Origin of the sequence: Bdellovibrio bacteriovorus (assembly GCF_002208115.1) — a bacterium.
Taxonomy (GTDB): Bacteria; Bdellovibrionota; Bdellovibrionia; order Bdellovibrionales; family Bdellovibrionaceae; genus Bdellovibrio; species Bdellovibrio bacteriovorus_C.
This window is the reverse complement of the sequence record NZ_CP020946.1, coordinates 2,680,280-2,705,852: the sequence shown is the minus strand read 5'-3', so window position 1 is coordinate 2,705,852 and position 25,573 is coordinate 2,680,280. Positions and strand designations below refer to the sequence as shown.

The 25,573-nt window shown below is 50.9% G+C and carries 21 protein-coding genes; 15 read left to right on the top strand and 6 right to left on the bottom strand.

Annotated elements, in window-relative coordinates; translation table 11 throughout:
• Positions 1 to 122: 122 nt before the first annotated feature.
• Positions 123 to 476, bottom strand: a complete 354-nt coding sequence (locus B9G79_RS12975; protein WP_088565884.1) for a photosynthetic reaction center cytochrome c subunit family protein — start codon at positions 474 to 476, stop codon at positions 123 to 125.
• A 125-nt stretch (positions 477 to 601) separates the two neighbouring features.
• Between B9G79_RS12975 and B9G79_RS12970 the strand changes: the two genes are divergently transcribed.
• Entirely contained in the window at positions 602 to 1,942 is a 1,341-nt protein-coding gene (locus B9G79_RS12970) for a glycine--tRNA ligase (protein WP_088565883.1), read from the top strand.
• A gap of 94 nt (positions 1,943 to 2,036) precedes the next feature.
• Here the strand turns inward: B9G79_RS12970 and B9G79_RS12965 are convergent, their stop codons facing one another.
• Together B9G79_RS12965 and B9G79_RS12960 are read right to left on the bottom strand one after the other, a co-directional pair.
• Positions 2,037 to 2,540: a hypothetical protein gene (locus tag B9G79_RS12965; protein WP_088565882.1), complete on the bottom strand. Its 504-nt coding sequence runs from the start codon at positions 2,538 to 2,540 to the stop codon at positions 2,037 to 2,039.
• A gap of 157 nt (positions 2,541 to 2,697) precedes the next feature.
• Positions 2,698 to 3,009: a hypothetical protein gene (locus tag B9G79_RS12960; RefSeq protein ID WP_088565881.1), complete on the bottom strand. Its 312-nt coding sequence runs from the start codon at positions 3,007 to 3,009 to the stop codon at positions 2,698 to 2,700.
• Between the two features lie 290 nt (positions 3,010 to 3,299).
• On the opposite strand from B9G79_RS12960, the gene ppdK reads away from it, so the two are divergent.
• Positions 3,300 to 6,011 (top strand): pyruvate, phosphate dikinase, encoded by a 2,712-nt coding sequence (ppdK, locus tag B9G79_RS12955; protein WP_088565880.1) that lies wholly within the window; start codon positions 3,300 to 3,302, stop codon positions 6,009 to 6,011.
• Between the two features lie 37 nt (positions 6,012 to 6,048).
• Here ppdK and B9G79_RS12950 read toward each other — a convergent pair whose 3' ends face one another.
• Together B9G79_RS12950 and B9G79_RS12945 are read right to left on the bottom strand one after the other, a co-directional pair.
• Positions 6,049 to 6,894 (bottom strand): MlaD family protein, encoded by an 846-nt coding sequence (locus B9G79_RS12950; protein ID WP_198298010.1) that lies wholly within the window; start codon positions 6,892 to 6,894, stop codon positions 6,049 to 6,051.
• Positions 6,869 to 7,378, bottom strand: coding sequence for a paraquat-inducible protein A (locus B9G79_RS12945; protein WP_088565879.1), 510 nt, complete (start codon positions 7,376 to 7,378; stop codon positions 6,869 to 6,871). The genes B9G79_RS12950 and B9G79_RS12945 overlap by 26 nt, the downstream gene beginning before the upstream one ends.
• 164 nt (positions 7,379 to 7,542) lie before the next feature.
• Here B9G79_RS12945 and B9G79_RS12940 point away from each other — a divergent pair, with 164 nt between their 5' ends.
• From B9G79_RS12940 to B9G79_RS12910, 7 genes are all read left to right on the top strand, one after another.
• Complete coding sequence (locus B9G79_RS12940) at positions 7,543 to 9,030, top strand: catalase (RefSeq protein ID WP_088566887.1); 1,488 nt, start codon at positions 7,543 to 7,545, stop codon at positions 9,028 to 9,030.
• A 12-nt stretch (positions 9,031 to 9,042) separates the two neighbouring features.
• Positions 9,043 to 9,525, top strand: a complete 483-nt coding sequence (locus B9G79_RS12935) for an ankyrin repeat domain-containing protein (RefSeq protein ID WP_088565878.1) — start codon at positions 9,043 to 9,045, stop codon at positions 9,523 to 9,525.
• Positions 9,526 to 9,790: 265 nt separating this feature from the next.
• On the top strand, positions 9,791 to 10,300 hold the full coding sequence (locus B9G79_RS12930; protein ID WP_088565877.1) for a hypothetical protein: 510 nt from the start codon (positions 9,791 to 9,793) through the stop codon (positions 10,298 to 10,300).
• Between the two features lie 279 nt (positions 10,301 to 10,579).
• Entirely contained in the window at positions 10,580 to 14,167 is a 3,588-nt protein-coding gene (gene smc, locus B9G79_RS12925; RefSeq protein WP_088565876.1) for a chromosome segregation protein SMC, read from the top strand.
• 222 nt (positions 14,168 to 14,389) lie between these two features.
• Positions 14,390 to 15,937, top strand: coding sequence for a hypothetical protein (locus B9G79_RS12920; protein WP_088565875.1), 1,548 nt, complete (start codon positions 14,390 to 14,392; stop codon positions 15,935 to 15,937).
• Positions 15,938 to 15,949: 12 nt separating this feature from the next.
• Positions 15,950 to 17,635: a twin-arginine translocation signal domain-containing protein gene (locus tag B9G79_RS12915; RefSeq protein ID WP_088565874.1), complete on the top strand. Its 1,686-nt coding sequence runs from the start codon at positions 15,950 to 15,952 to the stop codon at positions 17,633 to 17,635.
• A 5-nt stretch (positions 17,636 to 17,640) separates the two neighbouring features.
• The gene (locus B9G79_RS12910) at positions 17,641 to 18,342 is read left to right on the top strand and encodes a hypothetical protein (protein ID WP_088565873.1); all 702 of its coding nucleotides are present in this window, start codon (positions 17,641 to 17,643) and stop codon (positions 18,340 to 18,342) included.
• A gap of 188 nt (positions 18,343 to 18,530) precedes the next feature.
• Here the strand turns inward: B9G79_RS12910 and B9G79_RS12905 are convergent, their stop codons facing one another.
• On the bottom strand, positions 18,531 to 19,172 hold the full coding sequence (locus B9G79_RS12905; RefSeq protein ID WP_088565872.1) for an NAD(P)H-dependent oxidoreductase: 642 nt from the start codon (positions 19,170 to 19,172) through the stop codon (positions 18,531 to 18,533).
• A gap of 156 nt (positions 19,173 to 19,328) precedes the next feature.
• Here B9G79_RS12905 and B9G79_RS12900 point away from each other — a divergent pair, with 156 nt between their 5' ends.
• The 6 genes from B9G79_RS12900 to B9G79_RS12875 all read left to right on the top strand — a co-directional run bounded on the left by B9G79_RS12900 (position 19,329) and on the right by B9G79_RS12875 (position 25,547).
• Positions 19,329 to 19,742, top strand: a complete 414-nt coding sequence (locus tag B9G79_RS12900; RefSeq protein ID WP_011163679.1) for an RrF2 family transcriptional regulator — start codon at positions 19,329 to 19,331, stop codon at positions 19,740 to 19,742.
• A complete protein-coding gene (locus B9G79_RS12895; protein WP_088565871.1) occupies positions 19,739 to 20,293 on the top strand; it encodes a GNAT family N-acetyltransferase in 555 nt (184 codons plus the stop codon). Before B9G79_RS12900 ends, B9G79_RS12895 begins: the two co-directional genes overlap by 4 nt.
• Entirely contained in the window at positions 20,283 to 20,492 is a 210-nt protein-coding gene (locus B9G79_RS18590) for a DUF5522 domain-containing protein (protein ID WP_088565870.1), read from the top strand. Before B9G79_RS12895 ends, B9G79_RS18590 begins: the two co-directional genes overlap by 11 nt.
• A gap of 222 nt (positions 20,493 to 20,714) precedes the next feature.
• The gene (locus tag B9G79_RS12885) at positions 20,715 to 22,244 is read left to right on the top strand and encodes a microtubule-binding protein (RefSeq protein ID WP_232468660.1); all 1,530 of its coding nucleotides are present in this window, start codon (positions 20,715 to 20,717) and stop codon (positions 22,242 to 22,244) included.
• Positions 22,245 to 22,256: 12 nt separating this feature from the next.
• Positions 22,257 to 23,162 (top strand): hypothetical protein, encoded by a 906-nt coding sequence (locus tag B9G79_RS12880; protein WP_232468659.1) that lies wholly within the window; start codon positions 22,257 to 22,259, stop codon positions 23,160 to 23,162.
• The gene (locus tag B9G79_RS12875) at positions 23,163 to 25,547 is read left to right on the top strand and encodes an FHA domain-containing protein (RefSeq protein WP_088565868.1); all 2,385 of its coding nucleotides are present in this window, start codon (positions 23,163 to 23,165) and stop codon (positions 25,545 to 25,547) included.
• Positions 25,548 to 25,573 lie beyond the last annotated feature (26 nt).

The following is a 25,573-nucleotide window of genomic DNA, read 5'->3' as shown; positions in this document are numbered from 1 at the left end:
ATACATTTTTCCCCAATTGGCGACGGAGTCAATGCGGGGACATTAAGGCATGTCAGTTTAGACGAAAAGAAGGAGGGTGAGGTTCACACCCAGAGGACTTTTTTGTGAAAAAACGGGAATATCTAGAAAGCTTTCGCGTTAGCTGGCTCTTTGTAGTCAGGCATCAGTTTGCCGCGATGGCACATGTAGCAGGTGGCTTTGGCGCTCTTCTTGCCGTCCATGCCGTTTTCACGAAGCATCTGAGTCAATTTCATATGCTCCTTGCCGACTTTAAAGGCTTTTCTGTCATCTGCTTTGAAGTTTTGAACATTGTGGCAGGCATTGCAGGTCACACCCAGTTCGCGCGAGATCACAATCATCTCTTCACGGATTTTTTCTTCTTTTGTCACAAATTTGGACACAGACTCGGAGTGAGCCTGAGGAATCAGAAGGACCAGCAAGAATGGAAGGGCGAGCCATTTTCGGATGCACTGCATAGGAATAGCTTGTCCGAGGACCCGCCCTCAGGCAAGGCAAGACCCTGATTTCTTGACTGGTTCTGGACCCAAGTGTAACGATAAGCACCGGGACTTTGTCCCTTTTTTAAAACTTGGAGCCCTGCATGAAAATTAAGCATCTTGAGGACCTAAACACTCTTGTGAGCCTCAGCAAACGTCGTGGTTTTGTATTCCAATCCAGTGAGATCTATGGCGGTCTTGGAAGTTGCTGGGATTATGGTCCTCTGGGCTCTTTGATGAAACTGAATGTGAAGCGCGCTTGGTGGAATGCCATGACCCGCAGACCTGACATCGTGGGTCTGGATGCCGCGATCCTGATGCACCCGATGGTGTGGAAAGCTTCCGGTCACGTGGATGGTTTCTCGGATCCATTGGTGGACTGTAAAGAGTGTAAAACACGCTTCCGTGCGGATAACACCGATTCCTATATCAATGAAAAAAAATGCCCGAACTGCGGCAGCAAGAATCTTTCTGAAGAAAGATCCTTCAACCTGATGTTTAAAACTCACATGGGTCCTTTGGAAGATTCCGGCAGCGTGGTGTATCTGCGTCCGGAAACTGCTCAAGGTCACTTCGTGAACTTCCAGAACTGTCAGCAGGCTTCCCGTTACAAGATTCCATTTGGTATCGCGGCGATTGGTAAATCCTTCCGTAACGAAATCACGCCAGGAAACTTCATCTTCCGCACGCGTGAATTTGAACAGATGGAAATGCAATACTTTGTCGAGCCGGGCACCGACGAACAATTCTTCAAAGAATGGAAAGAGCGTCGCTGGAACTTCTATATCAAGTACGGCATCAAGCCAGAGAATTTGAAATTCAAGGATCACGACAAGCTGGCGCACTATGCGAAAGCGGCGGTGGACGTGGAGTTCAAGTTCCCAATGGGCTTCTCGGAGCTGGAAGGTATCCACAACCGTTCGGACTTCGATTTGTCCCAGCACATGAAATTCTCGGGCAAAAACCTGGAGTACTTCGATGAGCCGAACAAAAAGAAATACATCCCTTACGTGATCGAAACAGCCGTGGGCTGTGACCGTCTGTTCCTGGCGTTCCTGTGTGATGCTTACCGTGAAGAAGTGACCACAGACGAAGCGGGGAAAGAGGACGTGCGCGTGGTGATGGGTCTGCACCCGGAAATCGCTCCGTTCAAAGTGGCGGTTCTGCCACTGTCCAAGAAAGAGGAACTGAGCTCTATCTCTGAAAAACTGCGTGACCAGTTGGCTGAAGACTTCGACGTGAACTATGACGAATCCCAGTCCATCGGTAAACGTTACCGCCGTCAGGATGAGATCGGAACCCCGTTCTGTGTGACTGTCGACTTTGACACCATCAACGATCAGGCTGTGACCGTTCGTCACCGTGACAAGATGACTCAAGAGCGCGTGGCGATCACTCAGTTGAACGCGTACATCGCAGCGAAGTTGAAGACCTTTAATCAGTAGCCCGACAGGGGCAGAGATGAAGCTGCTTTAAATTAAAAAGGGAGTGCATCGCACTCCCTTTTTTTATTTCAATCATATCACAAGCTCGGTGAGCTTATTTGTCCAGTTCCCAGCAACTGTAAGAACCGTTGTTGGTCAGTAGTACGATGCTACCATCGCCATTGTGAGCCACAGGCTTCAAGGTTTTGTTATCAAAGATCAATCCATAAGGATTGTCGCCCGGATAGGTTTTCACGTGAGTGTAGACGCGGCCGGTGGTTTTGGATTTGAAAGTGATAACATACAGATCATTGTAGCTTTGATCACCGTCTGGGCCGAACAAAGCTTTGATTTCAGCAAAGGTAAGGGCCTTCGGGGTGTATTCATGATCCACCAAGTGAGCGTTCACCATCGCCAGATCTTTGTCGCTGATAGATTGAACTTCCTTGATGTCAAACTCGCTGACGTCTGCGAAGGCTTTTTCAAAAGCGAATTCATCTTCGTTGCCGGCGTCCATTGCGCAAAGCTCTTTCAAAGCAGGCAGGGAATAGGATTGTGGTGCCGCAAATGCAGATGCGGAAGTCAAAGTCAGGGCTAAAGCCAGGATCTGGTGTTTCATAGTCTCTCCTTGAGTGTTTCGATTTCGAGGGTATTCCTATCAAGCTGATTCGTTGGCGTGAAGTGCATAGAATCAAAGTTAATATGCTTTTTAGGAATACTTAATGCTTCAGCTTGCGGGGGCTGCCGCCCCTTCAGCTTTGCCCGGCAGGGCCGGCTTAGTACAAATAGATGTTGGAGTTGTTTTTGGTGTTGTCGCGATAGAAGATGCCGTCGATACGACCGTTAGCTCGCACGCGGGAACATTCTGCGATCACACCTGAAACCAGAACTTCATCCAAGGACAGCGGGCAGTTGTAAGCCGGGCTGAACATTTTGATGCCAGAGATTTGAACCAGGCACTGGGTCGCATTCAGAGGTTCTACAGAGGAAACCAGGGCGATACCTTGAGCCTCTTCAACAGTGCAATCTTGAGCGAAAGAAGTGCTTACGGACAACAAAACAGACAGGGCAAGAACGGCCTTTTTCATGAATTTCTCCTTGGGTTTTTATGATGCGCGTTTTTCTAGCATAGGGTTCGAAGAAAGACCCGTTAGGATTTGGTCGGGAAGGGCTTCCTGTAAAAACTCCTAAGTGCTCGATAAACATGTGGTTTTTTAAGGGAAGCAGAACGCCCCGGAACACCCTTCCGGGGGTGGAACGAAAGCTCTATAACTCAGAGCATATTGGGTCCCAAAATTTCATTGATATTAAGGGCTTAGGGATGTTCTATGTCTACTAGACAGGACAACTAATTTTACTTTTCCGGTGGGGGAGACTAATGCACCAGAATGTAAACTCTGACAAACAAACAACCAAAACAGCTATACCACAGAAGTTCGTGTACTTCTTTGCTGCCGGGGAATCCGAAGGCAATGCGGGCATGAAGAACATTCTGGGCGGTAAAGGCGCCAACCTGGCCGAAATGACCTCTTTGGGCATTCCGGTTCCTCCAGGCTTCACGATCTCTACAGAGATCTGCGCTCACTTCTACGAAGCCGGCGGTAAACTTCCTGACTGGGTTCGTCCCGCAGTTCAGGAATCCATGAATAAAGTGGAATCCAAAATTGGCAAAAAATTCGGTGATGTGAACAACCCTCTTTTGGTGTCTGTTCGCTCCGGTGCTCGTGCTTCCATGCCGGGCATGATGGACACGATCCTGAACCTGGGTCTGAATGATCAGACTGTCGAAGGTTTGGCGAAGTCCTCTAACAATCCACGTTTTGCGTGGGACTCTTACCGTCGTTTCATCCAAATGTACTCAGATGTTGTGATGGGCATGAACTCATCACTTCTGGAAGTGACTCTGGAAGACCTGAAAGAGGAAAAACACTACAAACTCGACACCGAAATGACGGTTGAGGACCTGAAACTTCTGGTGAAGAAGTTCAAAGATCTGGTTCATCAGATGACCGGTCAGTCCTTCCCGGCAGATCCTTGGGAACAGCTCTGGGGCGCGATTTCTGCGGTCTTCCATTCCTGGAACACGCCGCGTGCGATCACTTACCGTGAATTGCACTCGATCCCGGCGGCCTGGGGTACGGCCGTGAACGTTCAGTCCATGGTCTTTGGTAACATGGGTGATGACTCCGCAACGGGTGTGGCGTTCACGCGCAATCCATCCACCGGTGAAAAAGCCTTCTACGGAGAATTCCTGATCAATGCTCAGGGTGAAGACGTGGTGGCGGGTATCCGCACTCCGCAACCGATCACGAAGGTTGCCGCAGCAGCGGCGGGTGTGATGTCTTTGGAGGAGGCTCTTCCTCAGGCTTACGCTCAGTTGGTTGAAATTTATAAAAAGCTGGAAAGTCACTATCGCGACATGCAGGACATCGAGTTCACGATCGAACGCGGTGTTTTGTGGATGCTGCAAACCCGTAACGGTAAAAGAACTGCAGCGGCCGCATTGAAAATCGCCTGCGACATGATTGACGAAAAGTTGATCACTCAGGACGAAGCGATCCTGCGTTTGGACCCGGCGGCTTTGGATCAGCTTCTGCATCCGACTTTGGATCCAAAAGCGGCAAAGACCACTTTGGCCAAAGGTTTGCCGGCGTCTCCGGGCGGGGTGAACGGTCAGATCGTTTTCACTTCAGAAGAAGCGGTTGAGTGGAAAGAGCAAGGCAAGAAAGTCATCCTGGTGCGTATTGAAACGTCTCCGGAAGACATTGCCGGCATGGTCGCAGCCCAGGGTATCCTGACAACTCGTGGTGGTATGACTTCCCACGCAGCCGTTGTGGCTCGCGGTATGGGGAAATGCTGTGTGGCGGGTTGTGGTGATATCGAAGTCGATTATCGCAATGAAACCATGAAGGTGAAAGGTTATGTCCTGAAAAAGGGCGACGTGATCACTTTGGATGGTTCCACGGGTGAAGTTTATCTGGGCGAAGTTAAAACCATCGAGCCAAAACTGGATGGCAGCTTTGAACGCATCATGAAAATCGCTGATGGCATTCGCAAACTGAAAGTTCGCACCAATGCGGACACGCCGAAAGACGCGCAAACGGCGCGCAACTTTGGGGCGGAAGGTATCGGTCTTTGCCGTACCGAGCACATGTTCTTCGGCGCAGACCGCATCGATGCGGTTCGTGAGATGATCATTGCTGACAACAAAATGGACCGTGAAAAAGCTTTGGCGAAACTTTTGCCAATGCAGCGTGAAGACTTCTATCAGTTGTTCAAAATCATGGACGGTCTGCCAGTGACGATCCGTTTGTTGGATCCACCTCTGCATGAGTTCGTTCCGCACACGGATGAAGAAACCAAGGAATTGGCAAAACGCCTGAACACGGACTATGAGCGTCTGCGCTCCAAGGTCAAATCCCTGCACGAGTTCAATCCGATGCTGGGGCACCGTGGCTGCCGTTTGGCGATCACTTATCCGGAAATTTATCAGATGCAGGTTCGTGCGATCGCCGAAGCGGCGGCTCAGTTGATGGCAGAAGGCAAGACATTGTCTCCTGAAATCATGATCCCGCTGGTGGCAACGGACAAAGAGCTGGACACTTTGCGTGCACAAAGCATTGCGGAAGTGAACAAGGTTCAGTCTGAAAAGAACGTGAAGTTTGAATACACGGTGGGCACGATGATTGAGCTTCCAAGAGCTGCGATCACCGCTGATGCTATCGCTGAACACGCGGACTTCTTCAGCTTCGGTACGAACGATCTGACTCAGACGACTTTGGGCTTGTCCCGTGACGACTCCGGTCGCTTCCTGGGCACTTATGTGTCTCACGGAATCCTGCCAAAAGATCCGTTCATGTCCATCGATCAGGTGGGTGTGGGTTCTTTGGTGAAAATGGGTGTGGACCTGGGCCGTCGCACGAAGCCTGATTTGAAAGTCGGCGTGTGCGGTGAGCACGGTGGTGACCCTGAATCCATCGAGTTCTTCCACAAGGTGGGGCTGGATTACGTGTCTTGTTCTCCGTTCCGTGTGCCTATCGCCCGACTGGCGGCAGCCCGCGCTGCCTTGATCGGTAAGAAAATCCACTAAGCTAAATGAAAAAGCCCTCTGATGAAGAGGGCTTTTTTTATTTTTCTAAGGAAGGGTTCCATTTCTGCCAGTCCTTGGGGGCCGAGCTGTGTAACGGGAACTTGTGGTTGTATTTGGCGATTTCGCCAGCGGGGTCCGGAGTGAACATTTCAATGCCGCCGTGTAGAAGTGTTTCCAGTGAATTGATCTTAAGTTCTGATTTAAACAGCCCCAGTTTGGCCTGCACGCCGACTTTGCGCCAGAACTGAGTGTTTGTGCGCACCAGGCGGGCGTACTTGCTTTGCAGGTTGATCTGTACATGCAGGGTTTGTGCGGTCTTGCTTAAGGTCACTTTGGTGACGGTGCCCACGTTCATGCCCCTGAAGCTGACATTGTCACCGGGATTGATGGATTCCGCGTTTGCGGTTTCCAGCCGATAGGCCACGGTGTCTTCCAAGGGGTCGTCGGTTTCACTTTCCTGCTTTCCCTGGAATTCGGTTTTTTCACCGCCATCGCCCGGCTGGGCAGCGATGTAAGGTCCTTCAATCAGGGTTTCAAGGCCGGTGATTCCCTGAATGCTGACCTTGGGGGTGACGATCCAGTATTTGGCGCCTTCTTCTGCGAATTTTTTTGCATCCTTTTTAAGACGGGCATGCACGATGACTTTCTTTTGGTCTTCTGACAGCTTTACGTCAGTCACGCTGCCTATTTCCACACCCCGATAGCTCAACCTGGTTTTTTCCGCCTCGATGCGGCTGCCGTCGTCGAAAGAGATTTCGATCTTTGGCCCCAGTCCGGTCAGATACTGCACCAGCAGCCATGCTGAAATCAGCACCGCAAAAACAGGGAACAGCCACACATACCAGTGCGAGCTGATTTTACGAACGGTCTTTTCCGGATTCATGAGGTTGTTCCTTTGCAGGGGCGGAATCCCGGTTGAAGTAAGCGGACGCCAGCATGGTGAAAATCACCACCAGGGCAAACAGCAGTGCGCCAGGTTTGGGCTCCACGGTGGCCCATTTTCCCAGCTTCAGAATCGCGATCATGATTGCCAGCAGAAAGATATCCAGCATCGACCAGCGGCCGATAGCTTCGACGATTCGGTAAAGCTGGTCTTTGAGCTTCGGATGATGGCGGGATGAATCCAAGGACAGGTAAAAAAGAATAAAAAGCTTCAGCAGGGGAATCAGAATGCTTGCTAAAAATACGATGATGGCAATGGGCCACGATCCCGCTTCGGCCAGCGAGACAATGCCGTCCCAAATGGTCGCCGTATTCTTGCGACCATAAAGTTCGATGCTCATAAACGGGAACAGATTCGCCGGTATGTAAAGCACCAGTGCCGTAATGGAAAAGGCCAGCGTCAAAGGCTGAGCTTGCGTGTTCATTTCGTCATCTTACGCCGTTGACCCAAGGGGGATATTTGTATTTCCACAACCCTGGCAGAGCGGCGAGTTTTGTCTGACACAGCAATAAAATACAACTCACGGTGATATATTTTTTGTCTTTATGCTGAGGGGGTCGTTCAAAAAAACATGAAAGGATGCAGACCATGGCTCAATCCAAGAAGGGCTTGACCACCAGTGCTGGTGCGCCGGTTCCAGACAATCAAAACTCGATGACTGTGGGGGCGCGCGGGCCCTTGGTGCTTCAGGATGTGGCACTGATAGAAAAGCTGGCGCACCAAAATCGTGAGCGCGTGCCGGAAAGAACTGTGCATGCCAAGGGCTCGGGGGCTTTTGGGACACTGACGATCACCGGCGATATTTCCAAATACACCCGTGCCAAGTTCCTTCAGCCGGGAACCAAAACAGATTTACTGATTCGCTTTTCCACTGTGGCGGGCGAACGGGGAGCCGCCGATGCCGAGCGTGACGTGCGCGGCTTTGCGCTGAAGTTTTATACCGAAGAAGGCAACTTTGATCTGGTCGGCAACAACACGCCGGTCTTTTTCGTGCGCGATCCTTATAAGTTCCCTGACTTTATTCACACGCAAAAGCGTGATCCGCGCTCTAATTTGCGCAGCCCCACAGCGATGTGGGATTTCTGGTCCCTCAGCCCGGAGTCCTGCCATCAGGTGACAATTCTGTTTTCGGATCGTGGCTTGCCGGCTTCGTACCGACATATGCACGGCTTTGGTTCGCACACCTATTCCCTGATCAGCAGCAAGGGGGAACGCCACTGGGTGAAGTTCCACTTCAAGACCCAGCAGGGGATCAAAAATCTGATGAACGATGAAGCGGCCGAACTGGTCGGGCGCACGCGCGAAAGTCATCAGGAGGATTTGTTCAACTCAATCGAAGCCCGGGATTTCCCGAAGTGGCGCATGTATGTGCAAATCATGACTGAAGAGCAGGCTAAGAAGACCTGGTACAATCCCTTTGATCTTACCAAGGTGTGGCCGCATGGAGAGTTCCCGATGATTGAAGTGGGCACCATGGAGCTTAATCGCAATCCCACAAACTATTTTGCCGAAATCGAGCAGGCCGCCTTCAATCCGAACAACATGGTGCCGGGTGTTTCATGGTCCCCGGACAAGATGCTGCAGTCGCGAACCTTCGCGTATGCGGATGCCCATCGCTATCGTATCGGGACCCATTATGAAATGCTTCCGGTGAACAAACCCAAAGTGGAAGTGAATCACTATCATCTGGATGGGGCCATGCGCCTGGATGTTCCGGAATACAATCATGCTTATTATGAACCGAACTCTTTCGGCGGGCCCGCTCAACAAGAGCAGTACCGCGAACCGCCTTTAAAGCTGGATGATGCCATCATGGATCGTTTTGATCATCGTCAGGGGAATGATGATTACCGCCAGGCGGGGGATTTGTTCCGGTTGATGGATGCCGATAAAAAAAGGCAACTGCTGGACAATATCGCTGAACACATGAAGGGCGGGAACGTGCCGGAGGAAATCGTGCGCCGGCAGATCGACGTCTTTATGAGGTGCGATCCTGCTTACGGTGGCGGCTTGGCCGAACGCATGGGAGTGAAGGTTTATTCCGACAAATATGAAAGTGGCAGTGCCCATCATTAGGGCGGGGGATGTATGGCGACCTGGGAAGAGTATAAAAAAACAATGGTGGTGGAGCCACTGATCTTTGAAGAGGCCCGCAACGGCAACTGCGAGGCTTTGAAACAATATCTGGATTTTGGTGGCGGGTTGGAGATCCGCAATTTCAAGGGGCACACGCTTTTGATGCTGGCGGCTTACAACAATCAGGAAGACGCGGCCGAATTTCTGATAGAGCGCGGGGCGGATGTGAACTCCACCGATGATATGGGAAATTCGGTGCTGATGGGGGTTTGCTTTAAAGGGCACACGCGTTTGGCGGAGCTGTTATTAAGTAACGGCGCCCGGTTGGAGGATAAAAACCCTCACGGGATGACGGCTTTGGATTTGGCCCGGGTTTTCGGGCGCAAGGAAGTGGTGTCTTTGTTAAGTGACCGCCCGGCATCGTGGACGGATCCGATGGAGGTCGCCTGCCGCCTGATTTCCCGCAAGCTGTCGCGACCGACTCCGGAAGCTTGATATTATATATAGAGAGGGCACTGCCAGATTGTGTAAACACTGTGCAGTGCTAAGTGCTTTGTTTCATTGTGGTACGTGATAGTTTTGTAGAGACGCTTTTCAGAAAGCCAATTGTCGTCACTGTCTAACCAAAAGACAGCGTGAACATATTCCATGATCTTTCCTGAATGCTGTAAGTGTTCGAAATTTGTTGGTGAAACTCGTGCCAGGGGTTTTTGGCCGCTGATTTGCTTTAAGCAACAGCATAGAGAAGGAAACAAATTTTATGAAATTCAAAAACTATGTTCTGACGATTATGAAAGCCCTTGTACTGACTGCCATGACTGTAGGTTTGGCGAACTGTAGCAAGGATGACAATAACAGCGGTACCAGCAATATCTATTACTGGGGCGCCAACAACATCTGTTATCAGAACGTAAACGGGCAGGCGGTTCAGGTGAACCAGACTTACTGCTCCACGAACTCCACTTATGCTTACAACTCTGCCGGCGTGTGCACGATCAAGTCCACAGGTCAGCAAGTGGCACAATCATACTGCACGAACGGTACAACCGGTCAGTACATCATGAGCGGCAACCAGTGCTACCAGGTCAGCGGTACACAGTACATCCCGGTGAACTACACATACTGCATGGGTAACACAGGTGGAACGACTTCCCAGACTTGCTCCGGCGTTTACTACTACGGCGGTCAGCAGTACAACTGCGGTGTGACTCACAACTGTTCTGGTGTGATCATGCAGAACCAGTACGGCCAATCCGTACAGTGTTTGTAAGATTCTGCGGATAAAAATTCCTTCTTGATTCCGACAATCCACGGCGCCCCGGTTACCCGGTGCGCCGTTTTGCATTTGGCGCCATGCAAAATATCTAGGCGGCTTTTCATGATGCAGCAGGTAAATCGGTTGTAAGTCTGCTTAAGTTTTCAGCGTTAGGCCTTCTTTTAAGAGCCTATGGTTGACATGCTTCCCAACACTCGCGAAATTCTAATGGTCTTTGGTCTAGCTAGACCAAGGGCTTGTATTTGAGGGGAAGTACTCAAGAGGGGATATACCTTGAGAATTAAGAAGATTGAACTAATTGGTTTTAAGTCGTTCAAAGACCGCACCGTCATCCACTTTGATGCCGGTATCACGGGTATCGTCGGACCGAATGGTTGCGGTAAATCCAATATCGTGGATGCCCTTATGTGGGTTATGGGTGACCAGTCCGCCAAGGATCTGCGTGCATCCCAAATGACAGACGTCATCTTCGGTGGAGCGGAAGGTTATGCTCCACTGGGTATGTGTGAAGTGTCCCTGACACTTGAAAATGACGGTGGTCCATTCCCGGCAAAATATATTAAACATTCTGAAATCATGGTGACCCGCCGTTTGCACAGAAACGGTGAAGGTGAATACTTCATCAATAAAGAACCTGCTCGTTTGAAAGACCTGCAAGAGATCTTTATGGATACGGGTGCCGGTTCCAAAGGTTTCTCCATCATCGCTCAAGGTATGATCGGTAAGATCATCACTGCGAAACCTGAAGACCGCCGCATGCTTATCGAAGAAGCTGCCGGTATCACCAAGTTCAAAGCCCGTAAAAAAGAATCCCAGCGCAAACTGGTTGCGACCGATCAGAATCTGGTGCGTTTGCAGGACATCATCGGCGAGTTGAAACGCCAGATTGATTCTTTGCAAAGACAGGCGCAGCGTGCGGAACGCTATCGCAACATCAAGAATCAGATCGAAGATCTGGATCTGTGGCTGTCCACCGCTCAGTACGTTGAACTGAAACGTGCTGCGGATGAGGCTCAGGCGATCTTCAACGAAGCGCAAAGCATGGAAGTGGAAGGCGAAACAAACCTTTCCACTTTGCAGGGCCAGTTGGAAGTTCTGAAACTGCAGATCCTGGAAAAGGAAAAAGCAGTTGAAGAGCAGCAGACTGAGTACTTCACCAAACAATCCACTGTTCAAAAGAAAGAGATGGAGATCCAGGAGCTTCGCTTCGAGATCGAACAGGCTCGCCGCAATGAACAGATGACCGGCACCATCCTGCAGGAGCAGCAAGCCCGTAAAGAGCTTCTTGCCCGCGACAAAGCCGCGTTGGATGAGCAGGTGATCGAGCTGAAGGAAGAGTCCGAGACTCTGTCGGCCGCCTTCACCGAGAAAAACGAAATCTTCCAGAACTTCAATTCCCGCATCGGCACTGTGGACGAGGACCTGACGACGAAACGTCGTGAGCTGTTCGCCGTCGGTCAGACCGAATCCTCTTTGGATGCGCGTGTGAATTCCCTGTCCTCTCAGATCGCGGACCTGACAGACCGTCAGGACAACGAACAGCAGGTTTTGAACGAACTTCGTGAAAAACAAGTCGAGTTCGAAAACCGCCGCAAAAAAGTGATCACAGAGCTGGATAAAGAGCGTCAGATGCAGCTGGATCTTGCCAGCGATGTGGACTCTTTTGAAGCCAACAAAAAAATCCTTCAGGATTCCGTGGCGACTAAAAAAGCCGAAGTGGATTCCTTCAAGGATTCTTTGAATGAAGTGGCGTCCCGCCTTTACGGTCTGGAGAACCTGCAAAACAACTTTGAAGGTTTCCAGGAGGGTGTGAAGCAGGTCATGCTTTGGCAGAAAACCCGCACTCAGGAAATGATGGCGGACGGTTCTGTTGTATCCCACTTCCAGCCAGTTTCTGAGGTTGTTGAAGTTCCGGCTGAATACGAAGTGGCGATGGAAGCGGCTTTGGGTTCCCGTTTGCAGATGTTGTTGTCTTCTGATGCCAATATCGCCGTGGACGCCGTTTCTCACCTGAAAGAAAACAAATCCGGTCGTTCCAGCTTCATGGCTGCTGACGGTCAGGGTCTGTCTTTCAGCCGCGCAGAAGCCCCGGTGGGCCAGGAAGGCGTTCAAGCCATCCTGAAAGACGTGGTTCAGGCGGCTGATAAATTCAAAAACACAGTGACCTACATGCTTGATGGCGTGGCGATTGTGGATTCCATCCGCACTGCTTTGAACCTGCGCCCAAGATATGAAGGCTGGACATTCGTGACTCTTGACGGTGACACCCTGACTGCTGACGGTGTTTTGACGGGGGGCTCTTCCGAGTCCGCCGATTCTGGCATGCTGAAGCGTCGTCGTGAAATCAAGGAATTGTCCGAGAAAAAAGACGAATTCGCAGGAAAACTGCAGCTGGCTCAGATGGCTCTTAAAAAGACCGAAGAGCAGCTGGCCAACGTATTGAATGACTTCGAAGGCGCGCAAAAACGCAAGATCGATCAGGAGATCAAAGTTGCCGAATTGAGAAAAGACGCTGAACGCGCTGAAAACGAAGTTCAGAATGCCTTGGCAGCTGTAGAGCGCCAGGAACGCGAAGTCAAAAAACTGACAGAGCAACTGGAAGTTCAAGAGCAGAAACTTGAGGAACTGAACGAGGCTCTGATCGAGGCTCGCGAAAGAAAAGTTCTGCTGGAATCTGAAGTGGAGACTTTGAATTCTGAAATGAACTCTGTTCGTCTGGGCTTTGACGGTCTTCAGGCGGAAGTGACGGATCTTCAGGTGAAGTCCGCTTCCAAAACCCAGGAATACACTGGTGTCTTGAGACAGCTTGAAATGGTGACCAAATCCCTGACGGATCTGGAAGCTCAGTTGGCACGTATGAGTGAAGAGGCTGAAGGGTACAACTCCCAGATGACCGACACTCAGGTGACTCTGGAAGAAAAGAAAATTGAATTTGAACGTCTTTTGGATGAAGTCGAGACCCTGAAACTTCAGGCGGCTCGCGCGAAAGACGAATACGAAGTGATGTCTGAATCCATCCGTGCGATCGAAGATGAAGCTTCCGCTTCTCAGCGTGCACGCAATGAACGTCAGCACAAAATGAACGACTCCCAGTTGAAACTGGAGCAGGCGAAGATGAAAGAGCAGTACCTGATTGATCAGGTGCGCGAGCGCTACATGCTGAACCTGCCAGACGTTGTTGAGAAATACGTGAACCGTGAAGGCGACTTCCTGGAAGCGGATGCTCAACTGAAAGACCTGCGTGAGAAGCTGGCGAAGATCGGTGAAGTGAACCTGTCTGCGATTGAAGAGTACGAAGAGACCGCTCAACGTTACGAATTCCTGACCAAACAGCACGCGGATCTGACTGAGGCCAAAGATCAGTTGCGCAAGGTTATCGAGCGTATTAACAAAATCTGCTCCAAGCGTTTCAAGGAAACCTTCGAGCTGGTCAACGATCGTTTCACCCGCGTATTCCCGGTCTTGTTCGGTGGCGGTGAAGCTTGGTTGGAACTTGTTGAAGAAACTGAAAAGAACGAAGCGGGTATCGAGATCATCGCACGCCCTCCAGGCAAGAAGACTCAGAACGTGTCTTTGATGTCCGGTGGTGAGAAAGCTTTGACTGCGGTGGCGCTGGTGTTCTCGATCTTCCTGGTGAAACCATCTCCATGGTGTTTGCTGGATGAGGTTGACGCTCCACTTGATGACGCCAACGTCTTCCGTTTCAACGACCTGGTTCGTGAAATGGCCAAACGTTCTCAGATCATTGTTGTTACCCACAACAAACACACCATGGAAGTGGCGGGCAAGTTGTACGGCGTGACGATGCAAGAGCGCGGTGTTTCCACGATGGTTTCTGTTTCCATCCAGGACATCAAATAGTCCGAAGATAACAAAACGAATGCCAAAGACCCCGTTGATGACCTCAACGGGGTTTTTCTTTTTCCGGGGTGTTGCAAAGTGAGACGTTCCGCGAAAGTGTTTCTTTCGTGTTCCGGAATCTTCAGTCTAAACAGCAACGGAACGCCCCAATGTGAGAACCACGGTCGCGTTCCCGACAAAAGCTCCGATAAGATAAAGGAACAACGGAACTTCTTTGGGGGAATGACCGTGACCAAGTTAATCTTTGCATTCACGTTGCTGATGGCACCGTTTGCTTCTGCTCAAGTTTTGAGTGAGGCAGGCTTGTTCAATCGTTGCTATTCCCATTTGACCGGGAAGCCGGTGCCTTTGGGGCACGCGACGATGGCGCAGATTCGTGCCGGTAAAATCAAGGCGCTGGACGCCTGTAATTCATTGTTGGACAAGGCCGAACTGGATGCCTCCGGTCCGCTTGTCAATCGTGCTGACAAAGAAGCCCGTGCCGTTCTAAACACCTTCTATAATTTCCACCGCACCTGGTTCACCGCCAACACGGTTGAACAAATCCAGGAATACAATGAAGAGATGTCCCGCGGGACCATGGACATTTATGATTCCACTGAGCCGGGCCTGGCACTGACGCGTGCAATGTTTGCCCGCAATGCCCAGTACCGTGATGTGCTGACTCTGGGGCAGGGCGTGCGTGCCCAGCGTGAAGAGGACATGGCCGTGCGCAATCGCATTGGCTTTAATGTGACCTTCCCGGGCCGTCGTATTGCCGGTAACAACGGGGGCCTCGATCAGAATCTTTTCAACTTCCGCGCGATGTCGGGCGGATTTGATGGCAACTCGGACACCACTCAGGCGATGTTTGTGACTTTGCCAAAAATTGAGGTGGGTGAGCTGGTCGGTGTGCGCATCGCGACTGATAATGCAACCATTCCAAATCTGTCGTTGCAGCCTTTGGGGGCTGACAAGCGCGGCAGCGATCAGCCGGGCTTGAACTTCAGTTTCAATCTTTTCCAGACTCAGGGTGGTGGTGTGCTGGGGACACCTATTTATCTGATGCTGAACTATGGTCATGGCCGTGGCCTTGAAGCCAATGGGACCACCAAGGTTCCGCGCCGCTGGTCTCAGACCAACATGGAATCCTTCCTGTGTGCGGAGCTTCCGGCCTTGCGTGAAAACGACATTCGTCAGTATGTGGTCGGAAATTCTTCGGCTCCGTTTAGAAACTCCAGCAGCTGCGTGATGTGCCATGCGACCTTGGATCCGATGGCGTACACCGCCCGCAACGTCGTGGTCGGAAATTCTGACTATGCAGCACTGAGTGCCGGGGCCAGAACTCATTCCAAAACGGCTTTGCATCTGGCCACTTACCGTGCAGAGTTTTCTTCGGTGGCGGGTTGGCCGTCAGAACCAGTGGCGAACTTCCATCGTCAGACCCCGACGGGACGTCTGTTCTTCCGCTCCATGACGGGAGCTTTGATTGATCGTCCGGTGACGGGGATTGCCCAGTTGGGTGCGGCGATGGCGGAAACCAAGGATTACTATTACTGCGCAGCTAAAAGATACTTTGAGTATTTCACCGGAATCACAGTGGCTCTTTATGACCGCTCCAATCCGGCAAATGAAGAACTGAATAAAAAACTATCCACGGAAGCTTATGAAGACCGTAAGTTCGTTGAGGCTCTTGGGGAAGAGCTTCAGCGCAACCAGTCTGTGCGCCATATGGTGAAACAGATCATGTCTTCAAAATACTATCGTGACGTGAACTATCGGGAAAAATAATCCGGGGGCATTATGGGGGACGGAAAAAATCTGACTCGCAGGGGCTTTATCGCAGGTGGTGCGGTGGCCGGGGCCGCAGCCCTGGTGGCAACACCTTATGAAAGACTTCTGAATGCTCTCAGCACAGGCTTTATCCATCAAGCCCAGGCCGAAGCAACCGGAAATCTGGGCGCCCGCAACTATATCAACATTCTGATCGCCGGTGGTCCGATGCGCTACACGTTTGATGCGTGGATGCGCACGAATCCTTCGGATGCTCCGTTGGAATACAATCCCATGGTGGCAACGAAACTGGTTCGGTCAGGGAACAACATCGTCGGCACTGAATACGCGACTTTCAATTATAACGGTGTGATGGTCCCACACATGTTTTCACAATCTGTGACGACATCTGCCGGTGCCAAAGCGTTGACAGATCTTTTGAACAATATGCTGGTGATCCGCGGATTCGGTACTGGTTTTGACGGTCATCCGTTCAATGCGACAATTCAACAGGCTCCGGTGGGCGGTGTATCCTCGGTGATGGGTTTGGCTGCCGACTATTCCAAGAAAACCTTTGAGGCCGTAGAGTGGCCCGACCGTGGAGCTTACGGCAACTATGCTTCCATGAGTGGCAAAGCCCTGAATATTCTGACGGGCAATCCACTGAATTCTTTGCTGGAGGGGTTTGGCGGTCCAGCCGCAGACCGTGCCAAGGGGCGCAGCCTGAAAGACCGCAACCGTGAAGCTTTTGATCTGGCTCAGGCACGTTTGCGTGCTTATTCGCAGTCTGAATTTGCGGGTTCGACAATTCTTTCCAAAAATCTTTCCAATGCCTCAGATCTGATGAAAAAAGGTATTGGGAATATCGGTTCTTACTGGGACGGGGCCGTGGCCCGTTATCGGTCCGTGATTGAGGCCAGCATGCGCCAGCAGGGGCTTGTGGGCATCAATGACGTGGCGATGATTTCTGATCAGGGGAACTTCTGGCGGGTTCACGTTGCCTCTGGCAACCGCGGTCTGGTGGTCAGTCGTGATTCTGACTTGCGTGATTCCATCAAGACAATGACGGCTCCTGGTTCATTGGCAGAAGGTTTGGCATTGGCTGAATACGTTCTGAAAGAAGGCCTGGTCAGCACGATGAATCTGCAAATGGGTGATCCGGCAGGTTTGATGATCAAAGATGCTGCGGATGGTGTGGTTGGAAATCACGTGGCGATCAAAGACATGCACGAAACCGGGGCGATCCCGGGTGTGCTTATCACGACAGCCTACTATCGCGGCCTGTGTGCCGGGATGCTTGAGCTGATTGAACAGTTGAAAAAATCCAAAGTGAACGGTGTGGACCTGTGGTCTGAAACCGTGATTCAGGTGATCTCGGAATTCAACCGCACGGCAAGAACCAACGGTTCGGGCAGTGACCATGGCTTTAATCAGATGGTGACCAGTGTGTTCTCGGGTGCCATCCAGCGCGGACCGTTTGTGGTCGGCAACATCTATCGTGCGGGGCACGGTGGCGGCTATGTGGGCACTCAAGGTCGTGCGGCACCGATTGATGGTTACAACCAAAAAGGCATGCCGTCCCCGACGATGGCGGCATCCACAGTGACAGCTCTTTTGCGAGTTCCAAAAAATCCATACGAGAATCTGGCTGAACCTTTGATTCGCCTGAATGGCGACCAACTGCAGATTCTTAAAGCGGCGAAGCTGGTGGGGTAAGAACAATGATCACAGCCAAGAATAAATTTTTTATGTTGCTGTTGTCCGGAGCTGTTCTGACTCAGATGTATCAAAACTGCGGTCAGATGGGTGAGTTCGCTGTTCTGGATCAGGCGTCATTGAATCTGGATATGGGTTCAAGCGGCGGCACCGATCAGTCTCACCCCAGCCAGAAAGACGTGACATTGCCGACTCAGAAAGTTCAGGTGGTGAATCGTGAATACGTGGCCTCGCTGATGCGCGAGGTTTTCACTCGTTCTTCCGGGCCGGTGCCCAATCTTGAAAGTCTGCTGGAGCAGTGGATTATCAAGCGCGGGGCGCAGTATGGTTTGGGCTGCAATCCTTACAGCACCTACAGCGGCCGTGATTGCGGGGGCGATATTTCAAATGCGAACCTGCCGATTAAAGCCGATGACAACACCGTGCGCGAATCCTTCCGGGTTCAATTCTGTGAAAACGTGCTGGGGATGGATGAAGGTGTGAACGCGATCCTGGAAAAGATCTCGAATCGTCCGGCCGCGCCCACGGCGGATGCTGTTCGCCAGGTGTACGGATTGTTCTATCGCGGTGACGGAGCGTCGGACATTATCGTGGCAAGCTTGCTCGACTATGACAAAGCTTTGGCGCTGAAAGGGGAGCCGGCGATGGAAAGATGGCGGGCCCTGGCTCTGCAAGTATGCGAATCACCCGGTTGGCAGTTGCAATAGAATCTTATAATGCAAAAAAGACGATCCCCGGGATTCGCAAGAACCCCGGGGATTTTTTTAAGACAGCCTTTGAAGGGATCACAACAAAGGCACCTTGGAGGAGGAACCTCCGCTGCCGATGGAGACCTGCAAGGGAAAATCTGGGGAGACTCTTTGCAGATCCGCCGAGAGCAGCGGAAAATCCGGAATTACTTGATGTATTGGATCAGGTCGTCTTCTGCGAAGCGGACCTTCTTTTGATTTTGTAAAGTATCTTCCTGGTGGCGGTAACCCAGAGCCACAGTGGCCACGGATTTCCAGCCGGTGCCTTCAAGGCCCAGGATTTTGTCGTAAGCCGCCGGATCGAAGCCCTCCATCGGAGTGGCGTCAATTTTCAGCAAGGCTGCGGTTTGCAGCAGGAAGCCCATGGCAATGTAAGCCTGACGCTGGGACCAGACGCGGATTTTTTCTTCCGGCGCTTTTACCAGGTTTTCAACCAGCATATTTTTGTATCCGTCCAAAGCTTCCAGAGGGGCGCTGCGGACTTCAGCCACGCGGTTTATGAACTTTTGTACGAAGTCAGCATCCATCTTTTCTTTGTAAAGGAAGACCACATAGTGGCTGGCGTCAGTCACTTGAGTTTGATTCCATGATACCGGTTTTAGTTGATTTCGAACTTCCGGGTTTTCAATGACCAGAAATTTCCACGGCTGCACGCCGTAGGAAGACGGCGCCAAAGTCAGGGAATTACGCAGGGTTGTCCAGTCGGCATCCGAGATCTTTTTGGTGGCATCGAACTTTTTAGTGGCGTAACGCCATTCCAGGGCATCTTGAATCGTTTTATGGGTCATGGGAGGGGCTCCTTTAATTGTGTCAGATACAGGCACAGTATGCCGTGGTTGGAATTTAATTGCAACAATAAAAGATACATTTAAGGAAACCTCGTGTCCTTGGGGGCTTAATTCCTTGATATTGTTTATTTTTGAGGCTTAGGGTATGATCTAGACATGGTTGATCAAAGGTTTTCTGTCTCAGTCCATATTATGACCGCCCTGGCTTATCACAAGGGCGATCTGATGACGTCTGAAGAATTGGGCGCGAGCATTCGCACCAATCCGACGGTGATTCGCCGTTTGATCTCCAAACTTGTCGATGCCGGACTATTGACGTCCTTCAAAGGCAAGGCGGGGGGCGTGAAGCTTGCCAAAGCCCCGAAAGAAATTTCCCTTCGTGATGTTTATGTGGCGATCACTGATAAGAAGTTGATTGCAACTCCAGACAAAGAGCCTTTCAAAAACTGCGTGGTCAGTTGCTCAATGAAAAAGCTGATGTGTGAGCTGGTGGACGGCATTGAAAATAACTCTATGGATTATCTGGGCGGAATCCGTTTGTCTGATCTGACGTCCAAAATCGCCAAATGAAGTCCGTTTATCCTGCCGAGGAAATTCGCGCCGAACGGATCACCTTAAAAAAGCACAAAGTTGAAATGGCTGAAACCATGTTTCAGTATGTCGATGAGGACCGCGAACGCCTGGGCCGTTTTCTGCCATGGGTGCCGATGATCCGTGGTGTTCACGATGAACGTGAATACATCGAAATGACCCGTGAACAGTGGCAGGATTTCAAAATGTTCGACTATGGCATGTACCTGAATGATGGCGACATCTATATGGGGAATGTCGGTGTGCACACCATCAGTTGGGACAATGACCGCTGTGAACTGGGATACTGGATTTTGGGAAAATTCGAAGGTCACGGGTATGTGCGTGAAGCGGTACTGGCCTTGGAAAAGGTCCTGTTTGATCTTGGATTTTATCGAATTGAGATTCGTTGTTCAGGTCTTAACAGCCGCAGCGGCTCTGTAGCTGAAAATTGTCATTACAAATTTGAGGCCCGGTTGCGGCATCACGCCGTTGAAAACGGCCAAAGACGAGACACTTTGGTGTTCGCCAAGCTTCGTGATGAACGATAAAAAACGCGAAATCGAAGAACTTCATCGCAGCGCCTGCGACGCCGGCAAGGACTCGTATGTCGATCCAGCCACAGGATACACTGTTTTTACTGAGTATTTTCACCTGAAGCGCGGTCACTGCTGCGGTTCAGGCTGCAGACATTGCCCATGGAAAAAGATTAGTCAGAAAAATCCAAAAGATCCTACCGACCCGACGTAAGTGTTGAAAGCTTCGGCATTTTCGCCGAAAGAAAAACACTCAATTCTGTTTTTGAGCCACCGAAAAGAAGATCGTCACTGTTATGATTTGTGCAGGTGGGGTGCGTTGGTATCGTCACTGTTATGATTTGTGCAGGTGGGGTGCGTTGGTATGTCGTTTAATTATCAAAAAAACAAAGAACATTCGAGCGACAGTTTTTGGACGTCGTATTCGGATTTATTCTTGGGTTTAAGCACGATCTTCCTTCTTTTGTATGTCACATCCAGTTTGCGTACAGGCACCGATGCTTTGCGCGGGCAGGTGGAAAACCAGAAGCTTTCCATGAAAGTGGAGGAACTGGAAAACCAGTTGAAGATGTACGAAAACGTGAAGAATGAATATCTGGCCAGCCAGGCACCTAAAGATGAGGTGCAGGAGTATGAAGAGCTTATGGACAAGCTGACTCTGCTTCAGGAAGACGCCAAAACAGAAAAAGAGCGTCTGATCCAGGAAGCCCGTGAAAATGGTGAAAAGGTCAAAGCGCTGAACAAGTATCAGCAGATGGTGCGTAATGTCCTTAATGCCAACAAGATGGCCAAGTCCAAGCTGATCAACCGTGATGATCTGATTAAAGAGCAGGACGTGGAAATCGAAACTCAGGAAACTCAGATTGCGGATCTGAACCAGGACATCCAGGCCAAGAAACAACTGATTGCCCAGGGCGAGCAGAAAATTGCCGCCACCCAGGCTCAGTTGCAAAAACGTCTGACCGAACTGCGCGTGGCTTACAAGAACAACAAACTGTCCAAACAACTGTTTGAACAGAAGATGGCTCAGGCCCGTGCTGATGGGAACCAAAAGGTGGCCCAGTTGAACCAGGTCAATGCCCAGTATCAAATGCAACTGAACCGGGCCAATGTGCAATTGGGGCAGGTGCAGGGTGAGCTTTCAAAAACTCAAGGCCTGCTGGCACAGAAAGAAGACGAAGCCACTCATCTGGCTGGTGCTCTTTCCCGCACCAAGGCTGAAGCCGGTGCAAAAATCGCAGGTCTGCAACAGGGTTTTGCCGAAGAAAAAGCGGCGATGGCTGCTGGCTTTGGTAAAGAGAAAGCTGCCCTAGCGGCAGGCTTTGGCAAGGAAAAAGCCGCATTGCAAGGCGCTTTGAACGAGACGCAAGGCCAACTGGCGAAAGCAAGAGCAGAGATCGAAGCGCGTAAATCCGTGGCTGGTGAAATTCAAAAAGGTTTCGCTAAAGCCGGAATCAAAGCGGATATTGATATGCAGACGGGCGATGTGGTTCTGGATTTCGGCCAGGCTTACTTTGACAGTGACTCTGACCGCCTGAAGCACGAAATGAAAGGCGTTCTTGAAAAAGCCATGCCGATCTATTCCCGCTCTTTGTTCGGCAACCCAAAGGTGTCGGATAAAATTTCTGCGGTGGAAATCATCGGTTTTGCGTCACCAACATATCAGGGCCGCTTCGTCGACCCGCACAGCTCCAAACCGGCTGACAAGGCCGCTTTGAAGTACAACATGGATCTGAGTTATCGTCGTGCAAACTCCATCTTCAGTTACATGCTGGATGAAGGAAACATGAGATTTGAACATCAACGCGAACTGTTGGCCCTTATGAAGGTTTCCGGACGAAGCTTCCTGGAAGTCATGAAGGTGCAAAATCGCAACGTCGCCACAGCAGCCGAATTCTGCAAGCAGAACGACTGTAAAAAGGCGCAGCGGGTAATCATCCGCTTTAACATGGATCAAAAGAAATAAAAGGGGTGGGTTGTGACAACAAAGGCATTTGCTGAGTATTTCATTATAAGTTTGCCGTATGTGATGGGCGCCGTCTTTCTGGTCGGGCTGTTCTTCCGTGCAATTATCTACTACACGGTCCGCCGCCATGAATCTTTTGCGCGTGAATTTGAAAAGCGTGTGAATCGTTTCATCGAAGCGGAAGTTCCCGGCAAAGTCGAGAACGTGTCGTTCTATGTACTGACCAAAAAGCTTCTGGAAAGAACCTACTATGAGGTCTTCGAAATCCGTGACCGCATGAAGCGCAGAAAGCCGGACAATGTGATGTCAGCCAGTGACCGAGTTTTCCTGGTTCGTCAGGGCTGTGCTTGGCTGGTAAAGGACATCCTGAAACAGGTGAAGTTCCTGCGCTGGACAGATGACAATCCGAAACTTTTGAACATCACCAAAGCGACTTTGCAACATAATCCTTGTTTCAACAAGGTGTTCGGGGTGATCCCGATGGTTGGTATGAATGACCTGATTTCTATTTTGCCGGGTCTGTTTGTCGTGGCGGGGATCCTGGGGACCTTCATCGGTATCGCCGGTGGTTTGCAGGAACTGGGCACGATGAATCTGCAGGATCTTGAAAATACGAAAAACATCATGGACCGCTTCCTTCACGAGATTTCCTTTGCGATGAAAACATCCATTGCGGGGATCATCTTCTCGTTGATGGCGCACGTGGCGAACGTGATTCTTTCCCCGGAAAGAGCTTACGTTTCCATGATCGACCGTTTCGAAAGTTCTTTGGATTTGTTGTGGTACCGCAGCGACAACAATAATTTCCCAGCTCATGAACGCCCATTTGATGAACATCGTGATGCCGTTGAAGCTTTGGCCGAAGATGCCCTTAATAAGGAAATCGGAAAAACAGCGGCGGTGGTCAGAGGAGCTTAATTGAACAAGTTTATAGTCACTATCCACAGGAAGGATCAGGTGCTAAGCCGTGAGGTGAACAAGGACTCGTTCACCATGGGCCGCTCTTTGGACTGTGATTTGTCCTTGAACGACAGCAATATCAGCCGGGTGCATCTGGTTGTGAGCCGTCGCTGGAATCAGATCTGGATTGAGGATAAAAACTCTTCCAATGGCACTTACATCAACGGAACGCGCATCGTGCAGGGGACCCCGGTCAACGTGGTTCCCTCGGATCGTATTCAGTTGGGTCGTTCGGAATATATTCTGAATCTGGATCTCTTCGTGGAAGAACCCGCCCCCGAACCGGAACCTGAGCCGTCGATTTCCCAGTCCGCCGCAGTCATTCCGCAGGACGAAGATGCGCCTTTGGAAGCCACGGTGGCTATGCCAGCGCCGAACATGGCGCCTTTCCAGGCGGAAAAAATCCTGCACGAAGCCAAGCGCAAAGCGGCGCAGATCATCATGGAGGGCGAAACCCAGGCTGAGCGCCGGGTGCAGGTTATTTATCAGAAGGCCCGTGAAGCGCAGGCCCAGGCCGAACTGTTCTATCAGACCCGCATGGCGGAGGCGCACAAGGAAGCAGATGCCATTTTGGCGGACTTCCAAAAGCAGGGGCAAAGCCTTCTGCACGATGCGCGTAACATGTCCCAGGAACTGCGTGAAGAAGTCGATTCTTACGTTCAGAGCCTGCGCCAGAAGGCCCGTAAAGACAGCGAGGACATTATCTCGGAAGCCACACTTGCGGCCGAGAAGATGAAAGACGAAGCCGTCGCCCACGGTCGTGAGCTGGCCCGTCAGGAAAGCGAAGCATTGCTTAAAACCAGCCGCGAGGAAGCGGACCGTATTCTGGATTTCTCGAAACTTCAGATCGAGGAAACTCAAGCTCGTATTCGCACGGATCTGGAAAATGCCCAGGAACTGAATCAGCGGACTTTGCAAGAGGCCCAGGCTGAAGCCGAAAGACTGTTGAATGAATCCCGCACCCAGATTCGCGATGCGGAAGCGCGCTTGCGCGAAGAATCTGAACAAGCACGCAATGATAACGCTACTTTGATTGCCACCGCCAAGGAAACCGCCGACCAGCTATTGCAGCAGGCCAAGGCCGACTGTGAACAGCAGATTCAAATGGCGAATGAAAAAGTTCAGGAAATCACGGCCGTCAGCAATGAAAAACAGACTGTCTTAAATGAACTTATGAATAACGTAGCGGCCCGCACGGCAGAGCTGCAAAAGGCCACTGAAGATTTGAGCAAAACCCGTACTGACAATTCCGATCTGCTGGCGCAGGTGGAAAAAGGCCAGGCTTTGCTGAAAGAGCTTCAGACGACCCATGCGGAGCTGGAAAAACAAAAAGCCGCTTTGGAAGCGTCTTTGAAAGGTCTGCAGGAAAAGCAGGCGCATCTGACCATGGATGTGCACGACATCGAATCCAAGAAAACGCATTTGTTCAAGGAGTACGATGCGCAGAAGATTTTCCTGAATGAAAAGCTGGAAAAAGAAAAGACCCAGATGGCGAAGTCCGAAGAAGAGCGTCTGGAAGAAATGCGTCTGGAGATGTCCAAACGCCTGCAGCAGATGGAGCGCGATCTGCTGGATGATGTGATTCGCAAGAAGAACTCCATGGTGAAGGAGATCCACTCGGCTATTGAAAAAGAGATCGTGATGCTGATGGAGCCTGAAAAATGGCGCAACATCAGCCAGTCCGTGGAAAACCACATTGCTGAAGCCATCGACGGTAAAGTGGCGACCCTGTCCCAATCCTCGATGAGCGAAAAGCCAGTGGACCTGATGAAAAAACGCAAGAGCGAAAAGCTTCGCTGGGTCACTGTGGGTCTTGCCATGGGGGCCGTGGGTTATTTCGTCAGTCAGATTGTCGTGGACCGCGTGGTGAAAGATCAGACTCCGATGCAGACCATGGTCAGCAACGAAGCAAAGAAACGTCAGGATGAACTGGAAAGACGTAAATTCAATCCGCCTCAGGCCGAAGAAATCAAAGACTCTTACACCGATGCGGTCATCTATACGCGCAACTATATGGATATTTATACGGATGCTCAGTTCCAGCAGAAGCTTTATAAGGCCGCTTCCCAGTATCTGCTAAAAACCTGGCGCGTGGATGAAGACAAGTCCATTCAGGTTATTTCGTCCGCCAATGCCTTGGTGAAAGAACTGGCGGATCGCAAAGCCAAAATCCATCCGGACTTTATCAAAGAAGGCATCGAGAAAATGCGCGAGCTGGAAAACCAGACATTGGCGCGCATGAAAGATGTCCTGGGTACCGAAGTCCGCTTGGAATCCTATCGCCGTTTCGAGCGCAATTTCTATAAAGAAGAAGTCCAAAGAAGAAGAATGGCCCAGCATTAGACCGTCTGAACGGTCTAAGACTCTCG